The organism is Bacillus sp. JZ105, assembly GCF_053903125.1.
This window is the reverse complement of the sequence record NZ_CP096387.1, coordinates 143,585-167,361: the sequence shown is the minus strand read 5'-3', so window position 1 is coordinate 167,361 and position 23,777 is coordinate 143,585. Positions and strand designations below refer to the sequence as shown.

The following is a 23,777-nucleotide window of genomic DNA, read 5'->3' as shown; positions in this document are numbered from 1 at the left end:
TACGCTGCTCCATATATCCTTAGAAAGGAGGTGATCCAGCCGCACCTTCCGATACGGCTACCTTGTTACGACTTCACCCCAATCATCTGCCCCACCTTCGGCGGCTGGCTCCATAAAGGTTACCTCACCGACTTCGGGTGTTGCAAACTCTCGTGGTGTGACGGGCGGTGTGTACAAGGCCCGGGAACGTATTCACCGCGGCATGCTGATCCGCGATTACTAGCGATTCCAGCTTCACGCAGTCGAGTTGCAGACTGCGATCCGAACTGAGAACAGATTTATGGGATTGGCTAAACCTTGCGGTCTTGCAGCCCTTTGTTCTGTCCATTGTAGCACGTGTGTAGCCCAGGTCATAAGGGGCATGATGATTTGACGTCATCCCCACCTTCCTCCGGTTTGTCACCGGCAGTCACCTTAGAGTGCCCAACTGAATGCTGGCAACTAAGATCAAGGGTTGCGCTCGTTGCGGGACTTAACCCAACATCTCACGACACGAGCTGACGACAACCATGCACCACCTGTCACTCTGTCCCCGAAGGGAAAGCCCTATCTCTAGGGTTGTCAGAGGATGTCAAGACCTGGTAAGGTTCTTCGCGTTGCTTCGAATTAAACCACATGCTCCACCGCTTGTGCGGGCCCCCGTCAATTCCTTTGAGTTTCAGTCTTGCGACCGTACTCCCCAGGCGGAGTGCTTAATGCGTTAGCTGCAGCACTAAGGGGCGGAAACCCCCTAACACTTAGCACTCATCGTTTACGGCGTGGACTACCAGGGTATCTAATCCTGTTCGCTCCCCACGCTTTCGCTCCTCAGCGTCAGTTACAGACCAGAGAGTCGCCTTCGCCACTGGTGTTCCTCCACATCTCTACGCATTTCACCGCTACACGTGGAATTCCACTCTCCTCTTCTGCACTCAAGTTTCCCAGTTTCCAATGACCCTCCCCGGTTGAGCCGGGGGCTTTCACATCAGACTTAAGAAACCGCCTGCGAGCCCTTTACGCCCAATAATTCCGGACAACGCTTGCCACCTACGTATTACCGCGGCTGCTGGCACGTAGTTAGCCGTGGCTTTCTGGTTAGGTACCGTCAAGGTGCGAGCAGTTACTCTCGCACTTGTTCTTCCCTAACAACAGAGCTTTACGATCCGAAAACCTTCATCACTCACGCGGCGTTGCTCCGTCAGACTTTCGTCCATTGCGGAAGATTCCCTACTGCTGCCTCCCGTAGGAGTCTGGGCCGTGTCTCAGTCCCAGTGTGGCCGATCACCCTCTCAGGTCGGCTACGCATCGTCGCCTTGGTGAGCCATTACCCCACCAACTAGCTAATGCGCCGCGGGTCCATCTGTAAGTGACAGCCGAAACCGTCTTTCATCCTTGAACCATGCGGTTCAAGGAACTATCCGGTATTAGCTCCGGTTTCCCGGAGTTATCCCAGTCTTACAGGCAGGTTACCCACGTGTTACTCACCCGTCCGCCGCTAACATCCGGGAGCAAGCTCCCTTCTGTCCGCTCGACTTGCATGTATTAGGCACGCCGCCAGCGTTCGTCCTGAGCCAGGATCAAACTCTCCGAGGTATGCAGGATGCATATCACACATGCGTTGCTACACGATGTAGCGAACTTAGCATGTGATCATTTCCTGCCTCGCCAGTTTGACTGACTACCTATAAAATATCATAGGATTTTTTATAAAAACTCGAATTAACAGGTACGTTTTGTCTTGTTTAGTTTTCAAAGATCATCTTCGCCGTTCTTAGCGGCTTTAATAATATAACATTTCGCTTCATCTTATGTCAACAACTTTTTTCAAGTTTATTTCCCGAAGCGTTTTGTGTTTGTCACTGTGTGTCAGCGACGATTAATAATATATCACGAAAACATTCTTTTGGTCAACGTCTTTTCAAAACTTTTTTTGAAATAGTTTTATTAAGCATCTTAAACCCTTGTCCTGCATACAATCAAGTAACAATCTTGGACAAGGCAGGAGTGTTTGAATTGAGTCGATTATATGTGTTGCCTATTAAACGGCTGAAGCAAGTTGTCATTATTCTTGTAGCAGCCCTTGCAGCTGCAACCTTTTTTTATGTACAAAAGGCACCGCCGCTGTCGGTATTTAAAACTGAACATGGACCCCGAGCCATTTATAAAGGCGAGACTTCATCAAAACATGTCTCTCTCACTTTTAATATAGGCTGGGGGGATGAGAAGGCTGTTCCTATTTTAAATGTCCTTCGAGAGTACGGTATAAAGAACGCCACTTTCTTTCTGTCTGCTTCTTGGGCTGAGCGTCATCCTGATATCGTGAAACAAATTAGGGAGGACGGCCACCAGATCGGAAGCCTCGGCTATGCTTATAAAAATTATAGCCAGCTTGAAGATAGTGAGATCAAGCAAGATCTTGTCCGTGCACAAAATACATTTCAAAAGCTTGGACTAGATGACATTCAACTATTAAGACCGCCAACTGGACAGTTTAACGAAACAGCACTAAAAATTGCCACACAGTACGGTTATACCGTTGTTCATTACAGCATCAATTCACAGGATTGGCTGAATCCGGGTGTCGACCAGATTGTTCAGAATGTAAATGATCGAATGAAAAGCGGAGACATTGTTCTCCTTCACGCCTCAGATTCAGCAACCCAAACCGCGCAAGCCTTACCCGCTATTTTGAAACAAATAAAAGAAAAGCATTTAAAAAATGTGACGGTTGGCGAACTGATCTCCAATACGAAAACAAAGTCATCGGAAGTTAAGTAGCTTTCGCTTTTGAAAACCGCGGCATCGTTAACAGCTGAAACGCATTACAGCCTAATAGCGGGAATAGCATTAAATACAGCCAGTCCTCTTCGTTGACTCTGAGCGCCGGGAACCATTCTAACGACGTGATGACGACCATGAGAAACATTGCAGAAACAAATGTTTTCTTAGAGGACTGCTGCTGTTTAAAGTAAGCCACGATCAATGCAAACACACCGATAAATAAAGGCAGCCATAAGTATGGAAGAAATGATTCATTTTCTCCGAAAAACAAAAATCGCAAGTAAGCTAAATCAAACAGCACAAAAATCACAAGAAACAGCTGAATGGTATTCCATAAAGAATGTGACCGGAAAATCTCTAACGCAAACCGGTGCACCGTCAAGAAGACAACAAACCCCATCTGGCTAATGACACTAAAGATCATCCCTACACCAATGAACCAAAACAACACAGATGCGATCTCTAGAATTTCAAATGATATAAAAAGCTTCTGATATTCCCCCCACTCCAGCGCAAAGCCTACCACGCTTGTAATGACCGCTCCAACAGCTAGCACAGAGAAGAAAAAACGAACTAAATCCCGACTTTTCATTGAATTGATCCATCCCCTATTTTTGTTATGTATAAATTTACGTGAAACATTCATATTAAAAGTAAGACATGTAACGAAAGGAGCCACAGTATGTCAAAAGGCATCTTGCGTATAATGAGCTGTTTTCTTCTTTTATCTCTAACAGCTTGTGCTCCCAAAACCCAATCCTCATCTAATATGGACTATGACGAAACAAAAAAAATGGTCGTCGATATATTAAAGACAGATGACGGTAAAAAGGCCATTCAACAGTTATTAAATGACGAGGCAATGAATGAAGCTTTGGTAATGGATGAACAAACTGTGAAAAAAACGATAGAGAAAACACTGACTTCTGATAAAGGCAAAGAGTTCTGGAAGAAGGTCTTTGAGGATTCTAAATTTGCCGAGACTTTCGCAAAATCCATGCAGCAACAGCATGAAAGAATGCTAAAACAATTAATGAAGGATCCTGACTATCAACAGCTGATGATGGATATTCTCAAGGATCCTGAGATGGAAAAGAAATACGGTGAACTTGTAAAAAGCAAAGAGTTTAGAAAGCACTTAGAAAAAGTCATTACGGAAACATTGAGCAGCCCTCTTTATAAGAAGAAATTCGAAGATGAGCTCAAAAAGGCAGCATCTGAAAGCAGCAGTGATTCCGGATCGCAAGGCAGCGAAGGAAGCGACAGTTAAACATCACCCGAGTGGCATTCATCCACTCGGGCTTTCATTATGCTTTCACTGCTAATTGTTCAATGACTTTATTCGCAATGTGTTGATACACTTCACCTGTCGGATGGCTTGCATCATAGACAGAAGGCGCGAAATCATCCTCATTCCAATCAGGCTGCCCTAAAGGAATTTGGCCAAGAACAGATACACGCAGCTCTTCAGCCAGCTTGTCCCCGCCCCCTTTTCCAAAGACGTATTCCTTTTCACCTGTTTTTTTGCTTTCATAATAACTCATATTCTCAACGACCCCGAGCACGTCATGATCTGTTTGCAGTGCCATTGCGCCTGCTCTTGCTGCAACGAAGGCAGCCGTTGGATGCGGTGTAGTGACAATGATTTCTTTACAGCTAGGCAGCATTGTATGAATATCAAGCGCCACATCTCCCGTTCCAGGCGGAAGGTCTAATAGTAAGTAATCTAATTCTCCCCACTCAACTTCGTGGAAGAAGTTATTTAACATTTTTCCAAGCATCGGTCCTCTCCAAATAACCGGTGCATTTTCTTCAACAAAAAAGCCCATTGAAATCACTTTAACACCAAAGCGCTCCACAGGAATAATTTTTTCCCCTTTAACTGTTGGTCTGACAGTGATTCCCATCATATCCGGTACGCTAAAGCCATAAATATCAGCATCAATCAGCCCGACTTTTTTCCCTAGACGAGCGAGCGCTACAGCAAGGTTAACAGAAACCGTCGATTTACCAACGCCGCCCTTTCCACTCGCAATCGCTAAGAACTCAGGCGGATTTTTAGAGTTAAGCAGGGTTTCTTCCTCATCTTGTGATGGCATAAACTTTTCAAGTGTTTCCTGAGGAAGTTCCTCAAAACGAAGTCCTACTGTGTTAGCGCCAGCTGCTTTCAAGGCTTGTACAATGTCTTGCTGCAGCTTCATCTGCTCAGCAGTGCCTGTTTTTGCAATAGCCACCTTTAGGCTCACATGCTCTTTCTCAGGCTTTAGGCTGATTTCCTTGATGGCATCCAGCTCACCAAGCGGTATATGAAGGAAAGGTTCGTCCATCTTCCCAACTAGTTTTCTCACATCATCTTGTCCGATCATAGCAGAACCTCACCCTTTATTGAATTCGTTTACAATCCAAGTATATCATACATATCCTTACAATGTCTGTCCTGTTTGCCTGCGATCAAAAGGAAAAAGCCCCTTATTCAGGCGGCTCTTTTTGCTCTGTTAAATATCTTAAAATCCCTTTATAAATAGAGGCAGCAATTTGATCCTGATATTTAGGTGTTGCCAGCTGGCCAGCCTCTTTCGGGTTGGAGAGAAATCCAATTTCCACAAGAGCTCCTGGCTTTGTGACATTTTGCATTAAATAAATGCCGTTGATACGCTTCGCCTTTCGATCTGTGTTTTCAAGATTCCTGCGCAATTCATCTTGAATGAACTTCGCTGCTTTTTCATTCTCTTCATACTTTCCGTAAAAAAACGTCTGCGCCCCGCTCCATTTGTTGGATGGTATCGCATTTAAATGAATGCTTAAATAGAGGTCTGCTTCAGATTCATTGATAACTTTAACGCGGTTCCTTAAATCCTCCGCTTTCTTCCGGGCATAACCCTTTGTATTCTTTGATGATAAATCAGAATCATCCTCTCGGGTCATGAGAACAAGTGCTCCCTGCTCCTGCAAATAGTCACGTATCTTCTTGGACACATCCAGTGCAATCTCTTTCTCAAGCAGCTCTCCTCCCACAGCCCCGCCATCTGGACCGCCGTGACCCGGATCCAAATAGATGATCTTCCCGCTTAGAGGCAAATTCCACGATTTCCATGAATCATCATTTAGAAATTGAAACCTGAATAAGAATAAGAGGACAATAAACCCAATTAAAAACCCTGTCCACTTCAGCTTTCTTTTCATCCCTGTCCCTCCCATACACCATTATTTTATAGATATGGGACAAGGGCTGGAAATATGCTTAGTGCAGCCGAAGCTTGTGTCTTTTTTCTGATTCACGAAAGCCTTCCTGCCACCACATGCTTAAAAAATCCTTCGCAAATGGATATAAACATGACATCTTCCGCTCCATACGGAACATATTTCCCCACGATTGCAAGCATCCTGCGAGCTCTTCAATCAGCTCAGCTTCCTCCTGGGAGGACCGCTTTTTGATATCGTCGAACGATTCCCCGTATTTACTCGACTCACCGTATCTCCCGCCAGCTAAAAAAGCTTCAATGGCGAAATCGATGCAGCCATCACTCATTATCCCAGCTGGATCATCTGCAAATGGAAACAGCTTCTTTGTGAATTTTTCAGAAGCGGCCGTTACTTGTTGAAGAGACAATGTACGCAAAAGCTTCTTTTCAAGCGTGACATCTCGTTTTGTTTTCAATTGATAAAATGAAAGCACTTCTGCCATGGACTGAACTCCTTTTTTCTTTGTATTGTTCGTTGGTTTGAACAAAACATGCAGTTCAGTAAATGGAAATGACGGATTGTGAACGATCGGAATGGAAAATTGTGATAAAATAGACATTTACATATAGAAAGAACAATAAAGGGGCAAAATCAATGAAGAAATGGATGTATATCCTGCTGCTATTAACAGTCGTCTTATCTGCATGCAGCAGTCAAGCCACAGAGAAAAAGAGCGATATAAAAGGAATAGAAGACATATCCTTAAAACAACTTTCAACACACAAAAACACGTATCTCGGTGACAATTCAGCCATTCGTGAAATCTTATCAGATCTTCCTGGAGGCGTAATACGTGAATTTGAAATCATCGATGGGAAAGCATTAGACGTCACGTATGGAGTAAAAGAAAATGCCGGCTATACAGAAGAACAGTTTGACGCCTTCTGGTTTGATCAAAAGGATACGATCGAAAAAACGTATTTATACAACGCCATCGCACTTTTTATTCTTGTCGATAACGTAGAGCAAGTGACACTTAACATGAGCTCTAAAGACGAGCCGTCCGTCACGTTTAAAAGAAAACAGCTAGAAAAAGAGCTCCCTCACCCTTTTAAAAAGTACAAAGACGATACAGCGCTTTGGCAAAAGGAACTGGTTGATGGAGTTGTGAAGTCAAAAAAGAAACGCCAAGATGTCTACAAAGCGTTTCCAATGCAGAAATAATAAAACAGAGGGGTGTTTCCTTCTGTTCAGATTGTTGACAAAGGGCTAAAATGATTTTTATTTTAGCTCTTTGTCTTCTTTTCAGCGTGATAGAAAACCTTTGCAGTCTAGGAAGGACGAGCACTGGCGCGGAGCGAATTTGACATTCGTGAGCACCAGCGCGCAGGACTGACAAAGAATGCGAGGGTTTGTCTACACGCTGAACAGAGGGGTGTTCCCCTCTGTTTTTTGATGTTAAAGTCGCATGCTCAGAAAAATCATTGACCTCCAGCCGTACGCGTGCGCACCAACGTCTGTTCTATCAATATAAAACCGCTCTATATCAGACAATGCCACTTTTTCCTCCAGCTTGATGCCGCCGCTCGATACAGCTTTAACAAAATGAAATAAAACCACTAATTTCACCGTACTTGCAAGTGGCGTTTTTTGATCAGCATTCCATTCTAACACCACATTATCATTTTCAATGATTGTCACTGAAACGTCCTTTTTGTTTTTTGCGACAAATGTCAAAAGATCTTCCTTCGTTTTCTTCATATCTCTTTTATACAGCAAGACTTGAACCACCACGTAAAGTATGACCACACCTATGACAACTAGACCGACTTTGAGTAACATGTTTCTCCTTTCCAAATAACAGAGGATTTACATATTAAATATAGTAAATATTTCTAAATAAAGGAACAAAAAAGGTAGAGGTACGTGAATCCTCCGCTTCTTGATGTCCTTATTCATGGGGCAAATGCAGCTTCATTCCTTCATGAGTGGCTTCAAACCCTAATTTCTCATAAAAATGTCGTGCTTCTGGCCTCTGTTTATCTGTTGTCAGCTGAATCATATGACAGCCGCGGCCGCTTGCGCGTTGAATGGCCCACTTTATAAGCAGCGAGCCGACTCCTTTTCCTCTATGGGTTGAAGCCGTACGAACTCCTTCGATGGATGCTCTCCATCCTCCTTGATGTGTAAGAAATGGCGTCATGGTTAACTGAAGAACACCAACTGCTTCTTCCTGGTCACACGCAACAATGAGTTCAATATTTGGATCAGCATCGATTGAACGAAAGGCTTTGATATAACTTTCTAATAATGGGCGAGTGTAACGCTCTCTCTTTTGACCTAACTTATCATCTGAAAGCATGAAGATGATTTTGTCGAGGTCTTCTTGCACAGCTTCTCTACATGTCAATTGATTTAAATTCAATGAAAGCACCTCCTAGGATGGACGGAAACTATCTTCACTTGCCAAAATACCAGTTAAGAGCGTTCTCATATAAAAATTTGATCAGCTGCTTTTTCTCAAAGATCCTCTGGCGAAGTCCCTCTGCTTATTTGATCTGATTATATCAACATCGAAAGCGAAGGGATATTTGAAATGACGAATTACTTCATATCATGAAAACTTATCAAGCCCTCTTCCGAACCATTCCTCTTGTAAGATGGCATAGTAAAACTCATCCCACCACTCATTTCCTTGTGGTATACATTTTTTAAAATACCCCTCTCTCCTCATCCCCATTTTCTCCATCACTCTCCACGATGGCACATTTTCAGACTGACAAGTGGCAATAATCCGATGTAAGTTCAGTGTGTGAAAACCATGATACAGGACAGCATAAGAAAGGTGTATCGTTCGATCATTTGCTGAAGATGATTGGCAGGATGTCTATACATATACCTCTGATCCGGAAGTGATGAAGTATATTCCGGAAGGTGTTTTTTCTAAAGAAAATGCGCAAGAATTTGTTAAAAATAATCGTCTTAAAACAGCCAAGAATTTTGCTGTTCTATTAAAAGAAGATCAGATTTGCATTGGGCATATCGTGTTTCATCCTTACTTTGGTGAACACACATATGAGATTGGCTGGGTTTTCAATCCTGCCTATCAAAACAAGGGCTATGCATCAGAAGCGGTCTGTTGTTAGATTCATATGACACCCCCCATAGACTTCGTTTTTTAAACAGAAACCTTGCTATGATCCTATTTTATATGTTTCCAAACAGAAAAAAAGCACCAGCAGGATGCTGATGCTTTTCATATATGGTTTGTCTGTAACAAACCTTTGTAAAATTAACGCTTCGAGAACTGTGGAGCTCTACGCGCGCCTTTAAGACCGTATTTCTTACGCTCTTTCATACGAGAGTCACGAGTAAGAAGTCCAGCACGTTTAAGTGGTGTACGGTACTCAGGATCTACTTCTAGAAGAGCACGAGAGATACCGTGACGAATTGCTCCAGCTTGACCAGAGAATCCACCACCGTGAACATTTACAAGAACATCGTAGCTGTTAGCTGTTTCTGTGATGTTCAAAGGCTGTTTCACGTCTTCGATTAAAGCAGCGAATGGAATGTATTCAGTAATTTCACGATTATTAACGACGATACGGCCTTCACCTGGAACTAAGCGAACGCGCGCTACAGAACTTTTACGACGACCTGTACCGTAATATTGAACCTGTGCCAAATTGTTAACCTCCCTTATAATTAACCGCGAAGTTCGTAAACTTCAGGTTGTTGTGCTTGATGTGGATGCTCAGAACCACGGTACACATTTAATTTTTTGAACATTTGACGACCTAGTGGACCCTTTGGAAGCATACCTTTGATAGCAAGCTCCAACATTTTTTCAGGGTAGTTTGTACGCATCTCAAGAGCAGTTCTTTGTTTCAAACCACCTGGGTGCATCGTGTGACGGTAGTAAATTTTGTCCGTCAATTTCTTACCAGTTAATTCGATTTTCTCAGCATTGATGATGATCACATGATCACCTGTATCAACGTGTGGTGTATAAGTTGGTTTGTGCTTACCGCGCAAAAGTGATGCTACTTCAGTAGAAAGACGACCTAGAGTCTTGCCTGCCGCATCAACAACTAGCCATTTGCGCTCAATTGTGCTTGCGTTCGCCATTGGTGTTGTACGCATGAGTTTCCCTCCTAAATAAATCAATGAATTTTCCTTGAATCAAATGCTACGTTCTATTTCAAAACACAGATAAGTCTTCCGGGGCTTATTTGTGGGGTTGAAATACATACCATATGATATCTTATAACTTTCTGCTTCCTGTGTCAAGAACATGTTACACCTGGTTTAGTTGTCATAGAAAACTTCCCATAAATACAGTCCGTGACTAGGCGCAGTCTTGCCTGCCGCTTCGCGATTTCGGGCGGCAAGCATGGCTTTTATCTCCTCAGGGTGAAATTTACCAGAACCGATTTCAAGCAATGTTCCAGCGATAATCCGCACCATGTTGTATAAAAAACCATTCCCTCTCACACGCATTTCAAGCCCGTCTGAGACGTTTTTCCACTCGAGGGCATAAATATCCCTCACCTTGTCCTGAACCTCTGTATTGGCCGCACAAAAGCTTGTAAAGTCATGTGTCCCAATCAGGTGCTCAGCGGCTTTTCTCATTTTATCGATATCCAGCCGGTAAGGATAGTGGCAGGCATACTGTCTCGTGAATACATTTTGGTGCGTTTCCGTCGAGACCTTATAACGGTACTCCTTCGAAACAACACCAAATCTGGCATGAAACGAGTCATCGACCTCCTCAGCCTTTAGAACACGGATATCATCCGGCAGCAGGCTGTTGAGGGCAAAAGGCCATCTCTCCATCGGGATCGAGAGCGGGGTGTCAAAATGGATGACCTGTCCCTTTGCATGGACACCGCTGTCTGTCCGGCCGGAAGCCACAATCGGAATCAGTTCATCCTGTTTGTGCATTCTTGCAAGGGCAGACTCTATCTCTGTCTGAACAGTTCGCTGCCCTGGCTGCACCTGATAGCCTTTAAAATGTGTCCCATCGTAGGATACGGTACATTTGACCTTCATCTAGGAATCACCTAATTTCTAAGCAGCACAAGGAGTGCTGTTAACAGGATGAATAGAAGCAGCGTGAACGTGTCCTTCATACCCCAGACAAGCTGACGGTATTTCGTCCGTCCTTCTCCCCCGCGGTAGCCCCTCGCTTCCATAGCGGTAGCCAATTCCTCTGCACGCTTAAACGCACTGACGAAAAGCGGAACAAGCAAAGGAACAATAGCTTTCAAGCGATCCTTTAAAGGTCCGCTTGTAAAATCAACGCCTCGTGCCATTTGTGCCTTCATGATTTTGTCCGTCTCTTCTAGTAACGTCGGAATAAACCGAAGAGAGATGGACATCATGAGAGCAAGCTCATGAACAGGCAGTTTGATTTTACGGAATGGGTGCAGAAGCTTCTCCATCCCGTCTGTCACTTCTATAGGCGTTGTCGTTAACGTAAGAAGTGTCGTCATCATGATGAGATAGACAAAACGGAGTGAAATGAAGATCCCCTGCTTTAGACCTTCTTCATAAATATTCAGAAAACCAAAGTGGAATAGCAAGGCGCCATCCTTTGTCATGAAAATATGCAGAATAAAGGTAAACAGGACAATCCATAGGATCGGCTTCATTCCCTTGAGAATAAAGTATAGCGGCACCTGAGAAACCATCACCACAAGGATGGTAAAGACACCTAAAAGCGCGTAAGTGATGTAATTATTAGCAAAAAAGACGATAAAGACAAAAAAGAAAATTGATAACAGCTTTGTCCTTGGATCAAGACGATGGACAAAGGATGAACCTGGCACATATTTGCCGATAATCATACTATCCATCATGATGTCGTGTCCTCCTGATAAAGAGCTGTTAAGGCTTCTGCCATTTCATCCATGGTCAGAAGCGGCCTTGGAAACGTAATACCAAGATTTTCTTCTACAGTCTGTTGGAATTTAATCGTTTCTGGGAGGTCGAGACCAAACGAAGACATGTCTGTACGATTGGCAAACAACTCTCTCGGCGTGCCTGTTGCCTTCACTGTTCCTTTATGCATCACAATCATTTGATCCGCATAATGAGCGGCATCCTCCATACTGTGTGTGACCAGGATCGTGGTGAGGTTTGCCTTTTGATGAAGGTCATAGAACATGTCCATAATTTCCTTCCGCCCGCGTGGATCCAGCCCAGCAGTCGGCTCATCAAGCACAAGCACTTCTGGCTCCATCGCTAAAACGCCTGCAATCGCCACACGTCTCATTTGCCCGCCGCTTAGTTCAAAGGGAGATCGAGATAATAGGGATTCAGGAAGACCAACCAGTTTCAGCATCTCTTTCGCCTTCGCTTCTGCCTTTAATTGAGGAACACCGAAGTTCATTGGACCAAAGCAGATATCCTTGAGAATGGTTTCCTCAAAGAGCTGATGCTCAGGAAACTGAAACACGATGCCTACCTTTTTCCGGAGGGGTTTCATATCCTTCTGCTTTTTATTGGCTTGTAAAATGGTCTCTCCAAGCGCAATGCTCCCCTTCGTTGGTTTGAGCAATCCATTTAAATGCTGCAGCAATGTAGACTTGCCAGAGCCCGTATGACCAATGACAGCGACATAGCTGCCCTCTTTGATGGAAGCATTGACATCATACAAAGCGAGACGCTCAAACGGCGTTTTCATTTGATAACGATGCTCTAATTCTTTGATCGTAATGTCCATAGCTCTTTCACCAATCCTTCTTGTGTCAAATGGGCATTTGCAAGCGGCACACCTTGCTGCTTCAATTGCTTGCTCAATCGATAAGAGAATGGCAGATCAAGTCCAATCTGAACCAGCTGTTCATCTAGTTCAAATACTTCCTCTGGCGTTCCCTCGGCAAATTTCTTCCCGCCATTCATCACAATGACGCGGTCTGCCTTGGCAGCCTCGTCTAAATCATGTGTGATGGAAATGACTGTGACTGTACCTTGTTCCTTCAGAAGTCTAACAGTCTCTAACACTTCTTCACGGCCAATCGGATCTAGCATTGATGTTGCTTCATCCAAGATCATGATGTCAGGGCTTGCGGCAAGCACACCTGCAATAGCGACTCTCTGCTTCTGCCCGCCTGATAGATGGTGCGGCTCTTGATCAAGAAACTCCTGCATATTGACCTGTTTGACAGCCCAATCTACACGTTCTATCATCAATTCCCGCTCAACCCCGTTATTTTCTAAACCAAAAGCCACATCATCACGAACTGTTGAGCCCACAAATTGGTTATCTGGGTTTTGAAAGACCATTCCGACCTTTCTGCGAATATCCCAAACACTTTCTTCTTTGAGCTCAATCTCTCCAACCTTGACCGTACCAGCATCCGGTAAAATGAGCCCATTCAGCACACGGGCAAGTGTGGATTTACCTGAACCGTTATGACCAACAATGGCGAGCCATTCATTTTGATTCACATGCAGTGACACTTGATCTAAAGCGGGCTTGTCCGCGTCCTTGTGATAACGAAATACAATGTCCTTTACGTCAATTAATGTCTTCCCCATCTCTACCGGACCTCCTCTCAGCTCAACCTCTTCTTTGCTTATTCCTAAAAAAAGCCGTAGTACCTAAAAAAGGGCATAGATCCAGTTATGAACTGTCCCGCCCTTTCTTAGATACACGATATGTGATTAAACTAATTCAATGACAGCCATTGGTGCGCCATCGCCGCGACGAGGTCCAAGCTTCATGATACGAGTGTATCCACCTTGGCGATCTTCGTAGCGAGTTGCAACGTCAGCGAATAATTTTTGAAGTGCATCTTGGTTTGTTTCAGCGTTAGCTACTTCATTACGAATGTAAGCTGCAGCTTGACGGCGAGCATGAAGATCTCCGCGTTTGCCAAGAGTGATCATTTTTTCAACTACAGAGCGAAGTTCTTTCGCACGTGTTTCAGTTGTTTCGATGCGTTCGTTGATGATCAAATCAGTCGTTAGGTCACGAAGCATTGCTTTACGTTGTGCACTAGTGCGTCCTAGCTTTCTGTATGCCATGTGATGTCCCCTCCTTAATTAGAGATGCTGTATGAATAAAAAACACACGAAAATCCTAGTTCACAATGAAACTAGTCAATCGTCTTTACGAAGACCCAGTCCAAGTTCTTCTAGTTTCGCTTTCACTTCTTCAAGAGATTTACGTCCAAGGTTACGAACTTTCATCATATCCTCTTCTGTCTTGTTAGCAAGCTCTTGAACAGTGTTAATACCCGCACGCTTCAAACAGTTGTAAGAACGAACAGAAAGATCAAGCTCTTCAATTGTCATTTCAAGCACTTTTTCTTTTTGGTCTTCTTCTTTCTCAACCATGATTTCAGCATGCTGAGCTTCGTCAGTTAATCCAACGAAAATATTCAGGTGTTCAGTTAAAATCTTAGAACCTAGAGCGATCGCTTCTTTCGGTCCTGTGCTTCCATCAGTCCATACATCTAGTGTTAATTTATCATAGTTTGTGATTTGCCCAACACGGGTGTTCTCCACTTGATAAGTCACACGAGATACAGGTGTATAGATTGAGTCGATCGGAATCACACCGATTGGCTGATCGTCTCTTTTGTTTGCATCAGCAGGATTATACCCGCGACCTCTTTGTGCAGTTAAGCGAACACGGAAGCTCGCATTCTTGCCAAGAGTTGCGATGTGAAGATCTGGATTTAAGATTTCAATATCGCTGTCGTGTGTAATATCAGCAGCTGTTACAGTACCTTCATCTTGTACATCAATTTCAAGCGTCTTCTCTTCTTCAGAGTAGATTTTGAGTGCAAGCTTTTTAATGTTTAAGATAATCGTTGTAACATCTTCAACCACGCCTTCGATCGTTGAGAATTCGTGTAAGACACCATCTATCTGGATCGATGTTACAGCTGCACCAGGAAGTGAGGATAAAAGGATACGACGAAGGGAGTTCCCTAAAGTGGTACCATATCCACGCTCAAGTGGCTCTACGACAAACTTGCCATACTTGGCATCGTCGCTGATTTCAACCGTTTCGATTTTTGGTTTTTCAATTTCGATCATCTAATAAAACCCTCCTTCAAAACGTCGAAACCTCGAATAGAATCATATGAGATTCCATCCGAAATTCCTCATTGTTTAGTCCCGTATGTGCTCAGGCAACGAGTCGTGTATTCGTCTCATAAATAACTGTATCATAACCCATTATTGACAGGGACACAAAATCTATACAAACAAATTACACGCGGCGACGTTTTGGTGGACGGCATCCGTTATGAGGAACTGGAGTTACGTCTCTAATTGCAGTAACTTCAAGACCTGCAGCTTGAAGCGCACGAATTGCAGCTTCACGACCAGAACCAGGACCTTTAACAGTTACTTCAAGTGTTTTAAGACCGTGTTCGATAGAACCTTTAGCAGCTGTTTCAGCAGCCATTTGTGCAGCGAAAGGAGTAGATTTACGAGAACCTCTGAATCCTAATGCACCAGCACTTGACCAAGAAATTGCGTTTCCATGAACATCAGTAATCGTTACAATCGTGTTGTTGAAAGTGGAACGGATATGAGCGATTCCAGCTTCAATATTCTTTTTCACGCGACGTTTACGCGTATTTTGTTTACGAGCAGCAGCCATTCTTTAACTACCTCCTTTACTTATTTTTTCTTGTTAGCTACAGTACGACGCGGACCTTTACGAGTACGCGCGTTGTTTTTTGTGTTTTGTCCACGAACAGGAAGTCCTCTACGATGACGGATTCCGCGGTAGCTTCCGATTTCAATTAGACGCTTAATGTTAAGTGAAACTTCACGACGAAGGTCACCTTCTACTTTAAGTTTGTCAATGATATCACGGATTTTACCAAGTTCGTCTTCAGTTAGATCGCGAACGCGAGTGTCTTCAGAAACACCTGCTTCTTTAAGGATTTGTTGCGCAGTTGTACGACCAATTCCAAAAACATATGTTAAAGAAATGACAACACGCTTATCACGTGGAATATCTACACCAGCAATACGAGCCATGATTTGGGCACCTCCTTGTTATTAGCCTTGTTTTTGTTTATGTTTTGGGTTTTCACAGATCACCATTACTTTTCCTTTTCTGCGAATCACTTTACATTTTTCACAGATAGGTTTAACAGATGGTCTCACTTTCATGTGTTTCCAACCTCCTTCTTCCGGAGTTGCTTTATTTGTAACGGTACGTAATTCTACCACGAGTTAAGTCATATGGAGATAATTCTACCGTAACTTTGTCTCCAGGTAAAATGCGAATGAAGTGCATACGGATTTTTCCAGATACATGAGCCAAAACTGTATGACCATTCTCTAGTTCAACTTTGAACATTGCGTTTGGCAAAGTTTCTGCTACAGTACCTTCCACTTCAATTACATCGTCTTTCGCCATTCAAGTGTTCTCCCTTCTTCAAATCAGTAACTTGCTCTCTGACAAATGTCCAAATGAGAATCTCTCAATTGTTCATCTATCACCCGACCTGTTTTGAATATACTGTTCTGAACTTCCGGAGATACGCAATCATAAAAGGTTATATGATTGATATTTTTTCTTAGGAGAATGAAATTTACGCTTTTCTCCGTCTGCGATTAGTACATGGCAGCCAACGAACATGCCGATGACACCTGTATACTGATCTTGTTCTTTCTTTGGACTATACAGACAACCTGCCCGCTTTGGGCCTGAAAGGCTTCAGTGAAGACCTAAATCTTAGTCAGTATATCAAAACCTGTATCTGTAATCGCAATCGTATGCTCAAAATGAGCACACTTTTTCCCATCAACCGTTACAACCGTCCAGTTATCAGCCAATGTTTTCACATATCGGCTGCCTGCGTTCACCATCGGTTCGATGGCCAACACCATCCCAGGTTTTAGCCGCGGGCCTTTGTTGGGCGGACCATAATGAGGAATTTGAGGGTCCTCATGAAGATCCTGTCCGACCCCATGTCCAACATATTCTCTAACAACTGAAAAATTCTCATTTTCAACATACGTTTGTATGGCATGGGAAATGTTCGACAGACGTTCGCCTGGCTTTGCTTCCTGTAAGCCTTTATATAGAGATTCCTCTGTGACTTCCAGTAGTTTGCGGTCTTCATCACTGATTACCCCAACTGGATAAGTCCAAGCAGAGTCACCATGATAGCCATTTAACTTTGCGCCAATATCGATACTAATGATGTCACCATCACGTAAAACCCGTTTACCAGGAATACCGTGAACGAGTTCTTCATTCACCGAAACGCAAATGCTCCCGCGAAAACCATTATACCCTTTAAAAGATGGGATTGCACCCTGCTTTGTAATAAAACGTTCGGCAATTTGATCCAATTCTTTTGTCGAAATACCTGGTTTTATGTGTTTCTTCAGCTCTTCATGAGTCAGTGCGACAATACGTCCAGCTTCTCTCATAATCTCAAGCTCGCGAGGAGTTTTACAGATAATCATTTATTTAATCCTCCAAGCAGGTCCTTGATATCTGCATATACATCGTTAATGTGCTTCGCACCATCAATGTTTGCAAGATATCCTTTTTCTGAATAGAAGTTCAGTAAAGGTTCAGTCTGCTTTAAGTTTACTTCAAGTCTAGTCGAAACGGTTTCTGCATTATCATCTGCACGTTGATAAAGCTCGCCTCCACACTTGTCGCAAACATTTTCTTTCGCAGGTGGATTGAATACTAAATGATATGTTGCTCCGCAATTTTTGCAAATTCTTCGGCCAGTCAGACGCTCCATCAAAGCATCTTTATCGACTTTAATATTAATGACATAATCAATCGTTCTGCCAAGGTCCTTTAGAATTTCTTCTAAAGCTTCAGCCTGAGCGACTGTTCGCGGAAATCCGTCCAGAAGAAAACCTTGTTCACAATCATTTTTGCCAAGTCTTTCTCTAACAATACCGATTGTGACCTCATCAGGAACAAGCTCTCCTTTATCGATAAAGGATTTTGCTTCGAGCCCAAGTTGTGTCTCCTCTTTCATAGCAGCGCGGAACATATCTCCTGTTGAGATGTGAGGGATCCCATAATCATCAACAATTCGTTCTGCCTGAGTGCCTTTACCAGCACCCGGAAGCCCCATTAAGACTAAGTTCATTTCGGATTTCCCCTTCCTTACTTAGAGAGGTTGGGCAGCTGCCCAGCCCTCTGTTTTATTTCATAAATCCACGGTAATTTCGTTTCACTAATTGGCTTTCAAGCTGTTTCATTGTTTCAAGTGCAACACCTACAACAATGAGGAGACTTGTGCCGCCAATTTGTGCAGCGGAAGGTAATCCAGCGAATTGAATGAAAAAGATAGGAAGTATTGAAATCACGGCTAAGAAAATGGCGCCCACAAACGTGAGTCGGTACAAAATGCTCGTAATTCTATCTTGAGTCATTTTCCCTGGACGAACTCCCGGGATATAGCCACCCTGCTTTTGCAGATTTTCAGCCATTTGTTCAGGATTGACTTGGACAAAGGCATAAAAATATGTGAAAGCAACAATCAGTGCTACATAAATCGTCATACCGATTGGTTTAGTATAGTCAAAGTTGTTGGTTATCCAAGTTGTCACATTATTGGTTCCGAAGAACGATGCAATCGTCTGCGGAGTAATAATGAAAGAAACGGCAAAGATGACTGGAATCACCCCTGCTGGATTCACTTTCAATGGAAGGTGCGTTGCTTGACTAGCAGACATTTGTGCACGGCCAGTTCCTTTTGAATATTGAATTGCAATCTTTCTCACTGCCATTTGAATGTAAATAACACCGATAACAATGACAAGAATGGCAATGACAATAAGGGCAATTTTAAGGATTTGCATGAACAGCTGTCCATCTCCACCTACAAATTGTTGAGCGTACACTTGTTTTATTGTTTGAGGGATACCAGCGACGATACCGGCAAAGATAATAATCGAAATACCATTACCAACACCGTGAGCAGTAATCTGCTCACCCAGCCACATTAAAAATGCTGTTCCCGCAGTGAGTACGACCGCAATTAAGAGATACGTTGAAACACCAGGGTTTTCAATCAGCATGCCTCCTGCCATATTGTTGAATCCATATGACATTCCTAGCGCCTGGATAAATCCTAGAACAATTGTAAAATACCTTGTGAATTGTGCTAATTTTCGGCGGCCAACCTCTCCTTGCTTTGACCACTCAGTAAACTTCGGCACAACATCCATCTGCAAGAGCTGAATGATGATCGAAGCAGTGATATACGGCATAATCCCCATTGCAAGAATGGAGAATTGGAAAAGTGCCCCGCCCCCAAACGTGTTGAGGATGCCGAAAACACTCATTTGATCCTGTGCCTGGAGAACATCGGCGTTCACATTAGGCACAGGGATGAAAGCACCTATACGAAAGACGACTAACATTAAAAGTGTGAATATAATCTTATTCCGTATATCTTTCACGCGCATAAAATTGGAGATTGTCTTAAACAAGTTAGATCACCTCGGCTGTACCGCCAGCAGCTTCAATCGCTTCTTTCGCAGAAGCAGAGAATTTATTGGCTTTTACAGTTAATTTTTTTTCTAATTTACCGTTGCCAAGAATTTTTACTCCTGCTTTTAACTTGCTTATTGCACCAGTCTCTAGAAGAAGTTCAGGAGTTACTTCCGTTCCTTCGTCAAAACTGTTTAATCTGTCTAAGTTGATTACCGCGTAATCTTTACGGTTGATGTTTGTAAAACCACGTTTTGGAAGGCGTTGGAATAAAGGCATCTGACCACCTTCGAAACCAGGGCGTACACCGCCGCCAGAACGAGCGTTTTGACCTTTATGACCTTTACCAGAAGTTTTACCGTTACCTGATCCAATACCACGACCAACACGGTTGCGTACTTTACGTGAACCTTCTGAAGGCTTCAATTCATGAAGTTTCATTTGGGCACCTCCTTATCGATTAAAAATGTTTTATTGTTCTTTAACAGAAACTAAATGAGACACCTTGTTAATCATGCCGCGGATCGCTGCGTTGTCTTCATGTACGACTGTTTGGTTTGTTTTCTTAAGACCAAGAGTACGAACAGTGACACGCTGATCTTCAGGGCGACCGATTACACTGCGTTTGAGGGTAATTTCTAATTTATTTGCCATTATTGTTCCCTCCTTATCCTAACAGGTCTTCTACAGATTTTCCACGAAGCTTCGCTACATCTTCAGCACGTTTAAGCTCACTTAAACCTTGAAGTGTTGCGCGGATCATGTTGATCGGTGTATTAGAACCTAGAGATTTAGAAAGGATATCAGCTAGACCAGCAAGCTCAAGTACCGCACGCACTGGGCCTCCAGCGATAACTCCTGTACCTTCTGAAGCAGGCTTCAATAGAACGTTTCCTGCACCGAATCGACCGATGATTTCATGTGGAATTGTAGTTCCAACCATTGGTACTTCAATTAAATTCTTTTTCGCGTCTTCAACAGCTTTGCGGATCGCTTCTGGTACTTCTTGTGCTTTACCAGTACCGAAACCTACATGACCGTTTTTGTCACCGACAACAACTAAAGCTGCAAAACGGAAACGACGTCCACCTTTAACAACTTTCGCTACGCGGTTAACCGTAACTAAGCGTTCTTCTAACTCTAATTTGCTTGGGTCAATACGACTCATTCGGATGTGTCCCTCCTTCTTTTATTAAAATTTAAGTCCAGCCTCACGAGCAGCTTCAGCTAGAGCTTTTACACGTCCATGATATAGGTATCCTCCGCGGTCAAATACCACGTTAGAAATTCCTTTTTCAACAGCACGTTTTGCAACAAGTTCGCCAACTTTTGTAGCAGCTGCAGTGTCAGAACTATTCTCGATCTTTAACTCTTTATCAAGAGTAGAAGCACTTACAAGTGTTACACCGTTAACATCATCAATTACTTGAGCGTAGATATTCTTGTTAGAACGGAAAACGTTAAGGCGAGGTCTTTCAGCAGTACCTGAAAGTTTCGCACGAACACGAGCATGTCTTTTAAGACGAGTAGCGTTTTTGCTAGTTTTCGTAATCATCCGAGTCACTCCTTTCTTCACATTAAGCGATCTTACTTACCAGTTTTTCCTTCTTTACGGCGAACGAATTCACCTTCGTAACGAATTCCTTTACCTTTGTAAGGCTCTGGAGCACGGACAGCGCGGATGTTAGAAGCTAGAGCTCCTACACGCTCTTTATCGATACCTTTAATGATTACTTTCGTTTGAGATGGAACTTCGATTTCAACTCCAGCCTCAGGAACGATTTCAACTGGATGAGAGTATCCAACGTTAAGAACAAGTTTGTTTCCAGATTTAGCTGCACGGTAACCGACACCGATAAGTTCTAAACCTCTTTCGAAACCTTTAGATACACCTTCAACCATGTTTGCAATCAAGCTGCGTGTTGTACCATGTAATGCACGGTGTTCTTTATTTTCAGACGGACGGCTTACAGTTAAGACGTTGTCCTCAATTTTAATTTCCATATCAGGGTGAAATGCACGAGTTAGTTCACCTTTTGGTCCCTTTACTGTCACTGTGTTATCGTTGTTTGTCACAGTTACTCCTGAAGGGATCTCGATTAGTTTTTTACCTATACGAGACATACCAAGCACCTCCATTCATCTTAAACTTTTTTTACCATACGTAAGCAAGTACTTCTCCACCAGCTTGTTTAGCACGGGCTTCTTTGTCCGATAAAACACCTTGTGATGTAGAAATAATCGCGATTCCAAGTCCGTTAAGTACACGTGGTACTTCATTTGATTTCGCATATACGCGTAAACCAGGTTTACTGATTCTTTTAAGACCAGTGATAACACGTTCGTTGTTTTGGCCGTATTTAAGGAACAAACGGATAATTCCTTGTTTGCTGTCTTCGACGTACTCAACGTCACGGATAAAACCTTCACGCTTTAAGATTTCAGCAATTTCTCTTTTGATTTTTGAAGCCGGTACTTCTAGCTTCTCATGACGTACCATGTTCGCATTGCGAATACGAGTCAGCAAATCTGCAATCGGATCTGTCATAACCATTATTTAATAACCTCCTTCCCATTTATGGGGATTACCAGCTGGCTTTTTTAACGCCAGGAATTTGTCCTTTATATGCAAGTTCGCGGAAACAAATACGGCAAAGTTTAAACTTACGAATAACTGAATGTGGACGTCCACAACGTTCGCAGCGCGTATACTCTTGAACTTTAAACTTTTGTTTGCGTTGTTGTTTCGCAATCATAGACTTTTTAGCCACGATTTCGCCTCCCTTTCATTGATTATTTCTGGAACGGCATACCTACTTGAGTTAATAACTCACGTGCTTCTTCGTCCGTATTGGCAGTAGTAACGATAACGATATCCATACCGCGGACCTTTGTTACTTTATCGTAATCAATTTCTGGGAAGATTAACTGTTCTTTAATACCAAGCGTGTAGTTTCCACGACCGTCGAAAGATTTCTTAGAAATCCCCCGGAAGTCACGTACACGTGGTAAAGACACAGAAATAAGTTTATCAAGGAAATCATACATGCGCTCTCCGCGAAGTGTTACTTTCGCACCGATTGGCATTCCTTCACGTAGACGGAATCCAGCAATAGACTTCTTCGCACGAGTAACGACAGGTTTTTGACCAGCGATAAACGTTAATTCTTCAACAGCAGTATCGATTGCTTTAGCGTTTTGAACAGCGTCACCAACACCCATGTTGATCACGATTTTTTCGATTTTTGGCACTTGCATTACTGAAGTGTATTCAAATTTAGAAACTAATGCAGGTGTAATTTCTTTTATATACTTTTCTTTAAGGCGGTTCATGAGAAAGACCTCCCTTCCTTATTTACTATTTATCTAGAACTTGCCCAGATTTTTTCGCTACACGGACTTTCTTTCCGTCCTCAACTTTATACCCAACACGTGTCACTTCACCCGTTTTAGGATCAAGCGGCATTACGTTTGATACGTGGATCGGCGCTTCTTGTTCAGAAATTCCGCCTTGAGGGTTAGCTTGGGTTGGTTTAGAGTGTTTTTTCACAAGGTTAATACCTTCTACTAAAACACGTTCCTTTTTAGGGAAAGCAGCAAGGATGACACCTTGTTTACCTTTATCTTTACCAGAGATAACCACTACTTTATCGCCCTTTTTAACATGCATTTAATCGCACCTCCTTGAGTCGCGGATTGTATTCATTAAAGTACTTCTGGTGCTAGAGAAACAATTTTCATATAGTTGTTTTCACGAAGTTCACGTGCTACTGGTCCGAAGATACGAGTTCCACGTGGGCTCTTGTCGTCACGGATGATGACACATGCATTTTCGTCGAAACTGATGTAAGATCCATCGTTTCTGCGAGCTCCGCTCTTAGTACGAACGATAACTGCTTTCACAACTTCACCTTTTTTGACAACGCCTCCAGGTGTTGCTTGTTTAACCGTACAAACAATGACATCACCGATGTTAGCCGTTTTACGTCCAGAGCCACCAAGAACTTTAATCGTTAGTACTTCGCGTGCGCCAGAGTTGTCAGCTACTTTTAAACGAGTCTCCTGTTGAATCATTAATGTTACCTCCTTTCGGAAAAAGAAATCCGAACTTTATTAGATAATAACGGCTTCTTCGACAACTTCAACTAGACGAAAGCGTTTAGTCGCAGATAAAGGACGAGTTTCCATGACCTTTACGATGTCTCCGATTTTTGCTTGGTTGTTTTCATCATGTGCTTTGAACTTTTTAGAGTATCTTACACGTTTGCCATAAAGTGAATGCTTTTTGTATGTTTCAACTACAACAGTGATGGTTTTATCCATTTTGTCAGAAACAACACGACCTTGATACACTTTACGTTGGTTACGTTCGCTCATGTTT

Annotated in this window: 35 protein-coding genes, 1 rRNA gene and 3 pseudogenes; 4 read left to right on the top strand and 35 right to left on the bottom strand. The window is 43.0% G+C overall.

What is annotated here, in order from left to right:
• Window positions 1-23: 23 nt before the first annotated feature.
• Window positions 24-1,572: ribosomal RNA gene (locus M1D81_RS00970) — 16S ribosomal RNA — on the bottom strand.
• A 420-nt stretch (window positions 1,573-1,992) separates the two neighbouring features.
• Here M1D81_RS00970 and pdaB point away from each other — a divergent pair.
• Window positions 1,993-2,757 (top strand): polysaccharide deacetylase family sporulation protein PdaB, encoded by a 765-nt coding sequence (gene pdaB / locus M1D81_RS00965; RefSeq protein ID WP_024425619.1) that lies wholly within the window; start codon window positions 1,993-1,995, stop codon window positions 2,755-2,757.
• Here pdaB and kbaA read toward each other — a convergent pair.
• Window positions 2,750-3,352, bottom strand: coding sequence for a KinB-signaling pathway activation protein (gene kbaA, locus M1D81_RS00960; protein ID WP_456265918.1), 603 nt, complete (start codon window positions 3,350-3,352; stop codon window positions 2,750-2,752). The two genes, pdaB and kbaA, sit on opposite strands and share 8 nt — an antisense overlap.
• A gap of 90 nt (window positions 3,353-3,442) precedes the next feature.
• Between kbaA and gerD the strand changes: the two genes are divergently transcribed.
• Complete coding sequence (gene gerD, locus M1D81_RS00955; protein WP_025092243.1) at window positions 3,443-4,030, top strand: spore germination lipoprotein GerD; 588 nt, start codon at window positions 3,443-3,445, stop codon at window positions 4,028-4,030.
• 37 nt (window positions 4,031-4,067) lie between these two features.
• Here the strand turns inward: gerD and M1D81_RS00950 are convergent, their stop codons facing one another.
• The 3 genes from M1D81_RS00950 to M1D81_RS00940 all read right to left on the bottom strand — a co-directional run bounded on the left by M1D81_RS00950 (window position 4,068) and on the right by M1D81_RS00940 (window position 6,445).
• Complete coding sequence (locus M1D81_RS00950; protein ID WP_456265919.1) at window positions 4,068-5,126, bottom strand: P-loop NTPase; 1,059 nt, start codon at window positions 5,124-5,126, stop codon at window positions 4,068-4,070.
• A gap of 103 nt (window positions 5,127-5,229) precedes the next feature.
• Window positions 5,230-5,943: an N-acetylmuramoyl-L-alanine amidase CwlD gene (cwlD, locus tag M1D81_RS00945; RefSeq protein ID WP_456265920.1), complete on the bottom strand. Its 714-nt coding sequence runs from the start codon at window positions 5,941-5,943 to the stop codon at window positions 5,230-5,232.
• Window positions 5,944-6,001: 58 nt separating this feature from the next.
• Entirely contained in the window at window positions 6,002-6,445 is a 444-nt protein-coding gene (locus tag M1D81_RS00940; protein ID WP_044333888.1) for a DUF2521 family protein, read from the bottom strand.
• A gap of 152 nt (window positions 6,446-6,597) precedes the next feature.
• Between M1D81_RS00940 and M1D81_RS00935 the strand changes: the two genes are divergently transcribed.
• Window positions 6,598-7,167, top strand: coding sequence for a DUF4825 domain-containing protein (locus M1D81_RS00935; RefSeq protein WP_044333887.1), 570 nt, complete (start codon window positions 6,598-6,600; stop codon window positions 7,165-7,167).
• Between the two features lie 234 nt (window positions 7,168-7,401).
• On the opposite strand, the gene M1D81_RS00930 is transcribed toward M1D81_RS00935, so the two are convergent.
• The 3 genes and pseudogenes from M1D81_RS00930 to M1D81_RS00920 form a co-directional block, all read right to left on the bottom strand.
• A complete protein-coding gene (locus tag M1D81_RS00930) occupies window positions 7,402-7,785 on the bottom strand; it encodes a serine hydrolase (protein WP_456265921.1) in 384 nt (127 codons plus the stop codon).
• Window positions 7,786-7,894: 109 nt separating this feature from the next.
• On the bottom strand, window positions 7,895-8,305 hold the full coding sequence (locus tag M1D81_RS00925) for a GNAT family N-acetyltransferase (protein ID WP_456267175.1): 411 nt from the start codon (window positions 8,303-8,305) through the stop codon (window positions 7,895-7,897).
• 252 nt (window positions 8,306-8,557) lie between these two features.
• Window positions 8,558-8,779: pseudogene (locus M1D81_RS00920) on the bottom strand (GNAT family N-acetyltransferase); the annotation flags it as partial.
• 13 nt (window positions 8,780-8,792) lie between these two features.
• On the opposite strand from M1D81_RS00920, the pseudogene M1D81_RS00915 reads away from it, so the two are divergent.
• A pseudogene (locus tag M1D81_RS00915) lies at window positions 8,793-9,077 on the top strand (GNAT family N-acetyltransferase); the annotation flags it as partial.
• Window positions 9,078-9,235: 158 nt separating this feature from the next.
• Here M1D81_RS00915 and rpsI read toward each other — a convergent pair.
• The 27 genes and pseudogenes from rpsI to rpsQ form a co-directional block, all read right to left on the bottom strand.
• The gene (gene rpsI / locus M1D81_RS00910) at window positions 9,236-9,628 is read right to left on the bottom strand and encodes a 30S ribosomal protein S9 (RefSeq protein ID WP_007496354.1); all 393 of its coding nucleotides are present in this window, start codon (window positions 9,626-9,628) and stop codon (window positions 9,236-9,238) included.
• Between the two features lie 20 nt (window positions 9,629-9,648).
• The gene (rplM, locus tag M1D81_RS00905; RefSeq protein ID WP_003217042.1) at window positions 9,649-10,086 is read right to left on the bottom strand and encodes a 50S ribosomal protein L13; all 438 of its coding nucleotides are present in this window, start codon (window positions 10,084-10,086) and stop codon (window positions 9,649-9,651) included.
• A 165-nt stretch (window positions 10,087-10,251) separates the two neighbouring features.
• On the bottom strand, window positions 10,252-10,995 hold the full coding sequence (gene truA, locus M1D81_RS00900; protein WP_075621303.1) for a tRNA pseudouridine(38-40) synthase TruA: 744 nt from the start codon (window positions 10,993-10,995) through the stop codon (window positions 10,252-10,254).
• An 11-nt stretch (window positions 10,996-11,006) separates the two neighbouring features.
• On the bottom strand, window positions 11,007-11,804 hold the full coding sequence (locus M1D81_RS00895; protein ID WP_456265922.1) for an energy-coupling factor transporter transmembrane component T family protein: 798 nt from the start codon (window positions 11,802-11,804) through the stop codon (window positions 11,007-11,009).
• Window positions 11,801-12,670 (bottom strand): energy-coupling factor ABC transporter ATP-binding protein, encoded by an 870-nt coding sequence (locus M1D81_RS00890; RefSeq protein ID WP_456265923.1) that lies wholly within the window; start codon window positions 12,668-12,670, stop codon window positions 11,801-11,803. Before M1D81_RS00890 ends, M1D81_RS00895 begins: the two co-directional genes overlap by 4 nt.
• Window positions 12,646-13,488, bottom strand: coding sequence for an energy-coupling factor ABC transporter ATP-binding protein (locus tag M1D81_RS00885; protein ID WP_024425605.1), 843 nt, complete (start codon window positions 13,486-13,488; stop codon window positions 12,646-12,648). Before M1D81_RS00885 ends, M1D81_RS00890 begins: the two co-directional genes overlap by 25 nt.
• A 126-nt stretch (window positions 13,489-13,614) precedes the next feature.
• The gene (gene rplQ, locus M1D81_RS00880) at window positions 13,615-13,977 is read right to left on the bottom strand and encodes a 50S ribosomal protein L17 (RefSeq protein ID WP_003216944.1); all 363 of its coding nucleotides are present in this window, start codon (window positions 13,975-13,977) and stop codon (window positions 13,615-13,617) included.
• Window positions 13,978-14,052: 75 nt separating this feature from the next.
• The gene (locus M1D81_RS00875) at window positions 14,053-14,997 is read right to left on the bottom strand and encodes a DNA-directed RNA polymerase subunit alpha (RefSeq protein ID WP_003217009.1); all 945 of its coding nucleotides are present in this window, start codon (window positions 14,995-14,997) and stop codon (window positions 14,053-14,055) included.
• 175 nt (window positions 14,998-15,172) lie between these two features.
• The gene (gene rpsK, locus M1D81_RS00870) at window positions 15,173-15,568 is read right to left on the bottom strand and encodes a 30S ribosomal protein S11 (protein ID WP_003217231.1); all 396 of its coding nucleotides are present in this window, start codon (window positions 15,566-15,568) and stop codon (window positions 15,173-15,175) included.
• A 20-nt stretch (window positions 15,569-15,588) separates the two neighbouring features.
• Complete coding sequence (rpsM, locus tag M1D81_RS00865) at window positions 15,589-15,954, bottom strand: 30S ribosomal protein S13 (protein WP_044333875.1); 366 nt, start codon at window positions 15,952-15,954, stop codon at window positions 15,589-15,591.
• A 21-nt stretch (window positions 15,955-15,975) separates the two neighbouring features.
• The gene (rpmJ, locus tag M1D81_RS00860) at window positions 15,976-16,089 is read right to left on the bottom strand and encodes a 50S ribosomal protein L36 (protein ID WP_003156543.1); all 114 of its coding nucleotides are present in this window, start codon (window positions 16,087-16,089) and stop codon (window positions 15,976-15,978) included.
• Between the two features lie 31 nt (window positions 16,090-16,120).
• Complete coding sequence (gene infA, locus M1D81_RS00855) at window positions 16,121-16,339, bottom strand: translation initiation factor IF-1 (protein WP_003217190.1); 219 nt, start codon at window positions 16,337-16,339, stop codon at window positions 16,121-16,123.
• Window positions 16,317-16,605, bottom strand: a pseudogene (locus M1D81_RS00850) (KOW domain-containing RNA-binding protein). The gene infA and the pseudogene M1D81_RS00850 overlap by 23 nt, the downstream one beginning before the upstream one ends.
• A 45-nt stretch (window positions 16,606-16,650) precedes the next feature.
• A complete protein-coding gene (gene map / locus M1D81_RS00845; protein WP_003217210.1) occupies window positions 16,651-17,397 on the bottom strand; it encodes a type I methionyl aminopeptidase in 747 nt (248 codons plus the stop codon).
• Window positions 17,394-18,047, bottom strand: a complete 654-nt coding sequence (locus M1D81_RS00840) for an adenylate kinase (protein ID WP_024425604.1) — start codon at window positions 18,045-18,047, stop codon at window positions 17,394-17,396. The genes map and M1D81_RS00840 overlap by 4 nt, the downstream gene beginning before the upstream one ends.
• Window positions 18,048-18,102: 55 nt before the next feature.
• On the bottom strand, window positions 18,103-19,395 hold the full coding sequence (gene secY, locus M1D81_RS00835; protein WP_456265924.1) for a preprotein translocase subunit SecY: 1,293 nt from the start codon (window positions 19,393-19,395) through the stop codon (window positions 18,103-18,105).
• 1 nt (window position 19,396) lies between these two features.
• On the bottom strand, window positions 19,397-19,837 hold the full coding sequence (rplO, locus tag M1D81_RS00830) for a 50S ribosomal protein L15 (RefSeq protein ID WP_003216888.1): 441 nt from the start codon (window positions 19,835-19,837) through the stop codon (window positions 19,397-19,399).
• A 30-nt stretch (window positions 19,838-19,867) separates the two neighbouring features.
• A complete protein-coding gene (rpmD, locus tag M1D81_RS00825) occupies window positions 19,868-20,050 on the bottom strand; it encodes a 50S ribosomal protein L30 (protein ID WP_003217067.1) in 183 nt (60 codons plus the stop codon).
• 13 nt (window positions 20,051-20,063) lie between these two features.
• On the bottom strand, window positions 20,064-20,564 hold the full coding sequence (rpsE, locus tag M1D81_RS00820) for a 30S ribosomal protein S5 (RefSeq protein WP_007496332.1): 501 nt from the start codon (window positions 20,562-20,564) through the stop codon (window positions 20,064-20,066).
• 24 nt (window positions 20,565-20,588) lie between these two features.
• The gene (gene rplR / locus M1D81_RS00815; protein WP_008356544.1) at window positions 20,589-20,951 is read right to left on the bottom strand and encodes a 50S ribosomal protein L18; all 363 of its coding nucleotides are present in this window, start codon (window positions 20,949-20,951) and stop codon (window positions 20,589-20,591) included.
• A 32-nt stretch (window positions 20,952-20,983) separates the two neighbouring features.
• Window positions 20,984-21,520, bottom strand: coding sequence for a 50S ribosomal protein L6 (rplF, locus tag M1D81_RS00810; protein ID WP_024425602.1), 537 nt, complete (start codon window positions 21,518-21,520; stop codon window positions 20,984-20,986).
• 31 nt (window positions 21,521-21,551) lie between these two features.
• Window positions 21,552-21,950 carry a 30S ribosomal protein S8 gene (gene rpsH, locus M1D81_RS00805; RefSeq protein WP_007496327.1) on the bottom strand — a complete coding sequence of 133 codons (399 nt, stop codon included), beginning with the start codon at window positions 21,948-21,950 and terminating at the stop codon, window positions 21,552-21,554.
• A gap of 31 nt (window positions 21,951-21,981) precedes the next feature.
• Window positions 21,982-22,167 (bottom strand): 30S ribosomal protein S14, encoded by a 186-nt coding sequence (rpsN, locus tag M1D81_RS00800; protein WP_008356542.1) that lies wholly within the window; start codon window positions 22,165-22,167, stop codon window positions 21,982-21,984.
• A 22-nt stretch (window positions 22,168-22,189) separates the two neighbouring features.
• The gene (rplE, locus tag M1D81_RS00795; protein WP_008356540.1) at window positions 22,190-22,729 is read right to left on the bottom strand and encodes a 50S ribosomal protein L5; all 540 of its coding nucleotides are present in this window, start codon (window positions 22,727-22,729) and stop codon (window positions 22,190-22,192) included.
• A gap of 25 nt (window positions 22,730-22,754) precedes the next feature.
• Window positions 22,755-23,066, bottom strand: coding sequence for a 50S ribosomal protein L24 (rplX, locus tag M1D81_RS00790; RefSeq protein ID WP_008356538.1), 312 nt, complete (start codon window positions 23,064-23,066; stop codon window positions 22,755-22,757).
• A 35-nt stretch (window positions 23,067-23,101) separates the two neighbouring features.
• Window positions 23,102-23,470, bottom strand: coding sequence for a 50S ribosomal protein L14 (gene rplN, locus M1D81_RS00785; RefSeq protein WP_003216882.1), 369 nt, complete (start codon window positions 23,468-23,470; stop codon window positions 23,102-23,104).
• Between the two features lie 39 nt (window positions 23,471-23,509).
• Window positions 23,510-23,773 (bottom strand): 30S ribosomal protein S17, encoded by a 264-nt coding sequence (rpsQ, locus tag M1D81_RS00780; RefSeq protein ID WP_003216906.1) that lies wholly within the window; start codon window positions 23,771-23,773, stop codon window positions 23,510-23,512.
• Window positions 23,774-23,777: the final 4 nt, after the last annotated feature.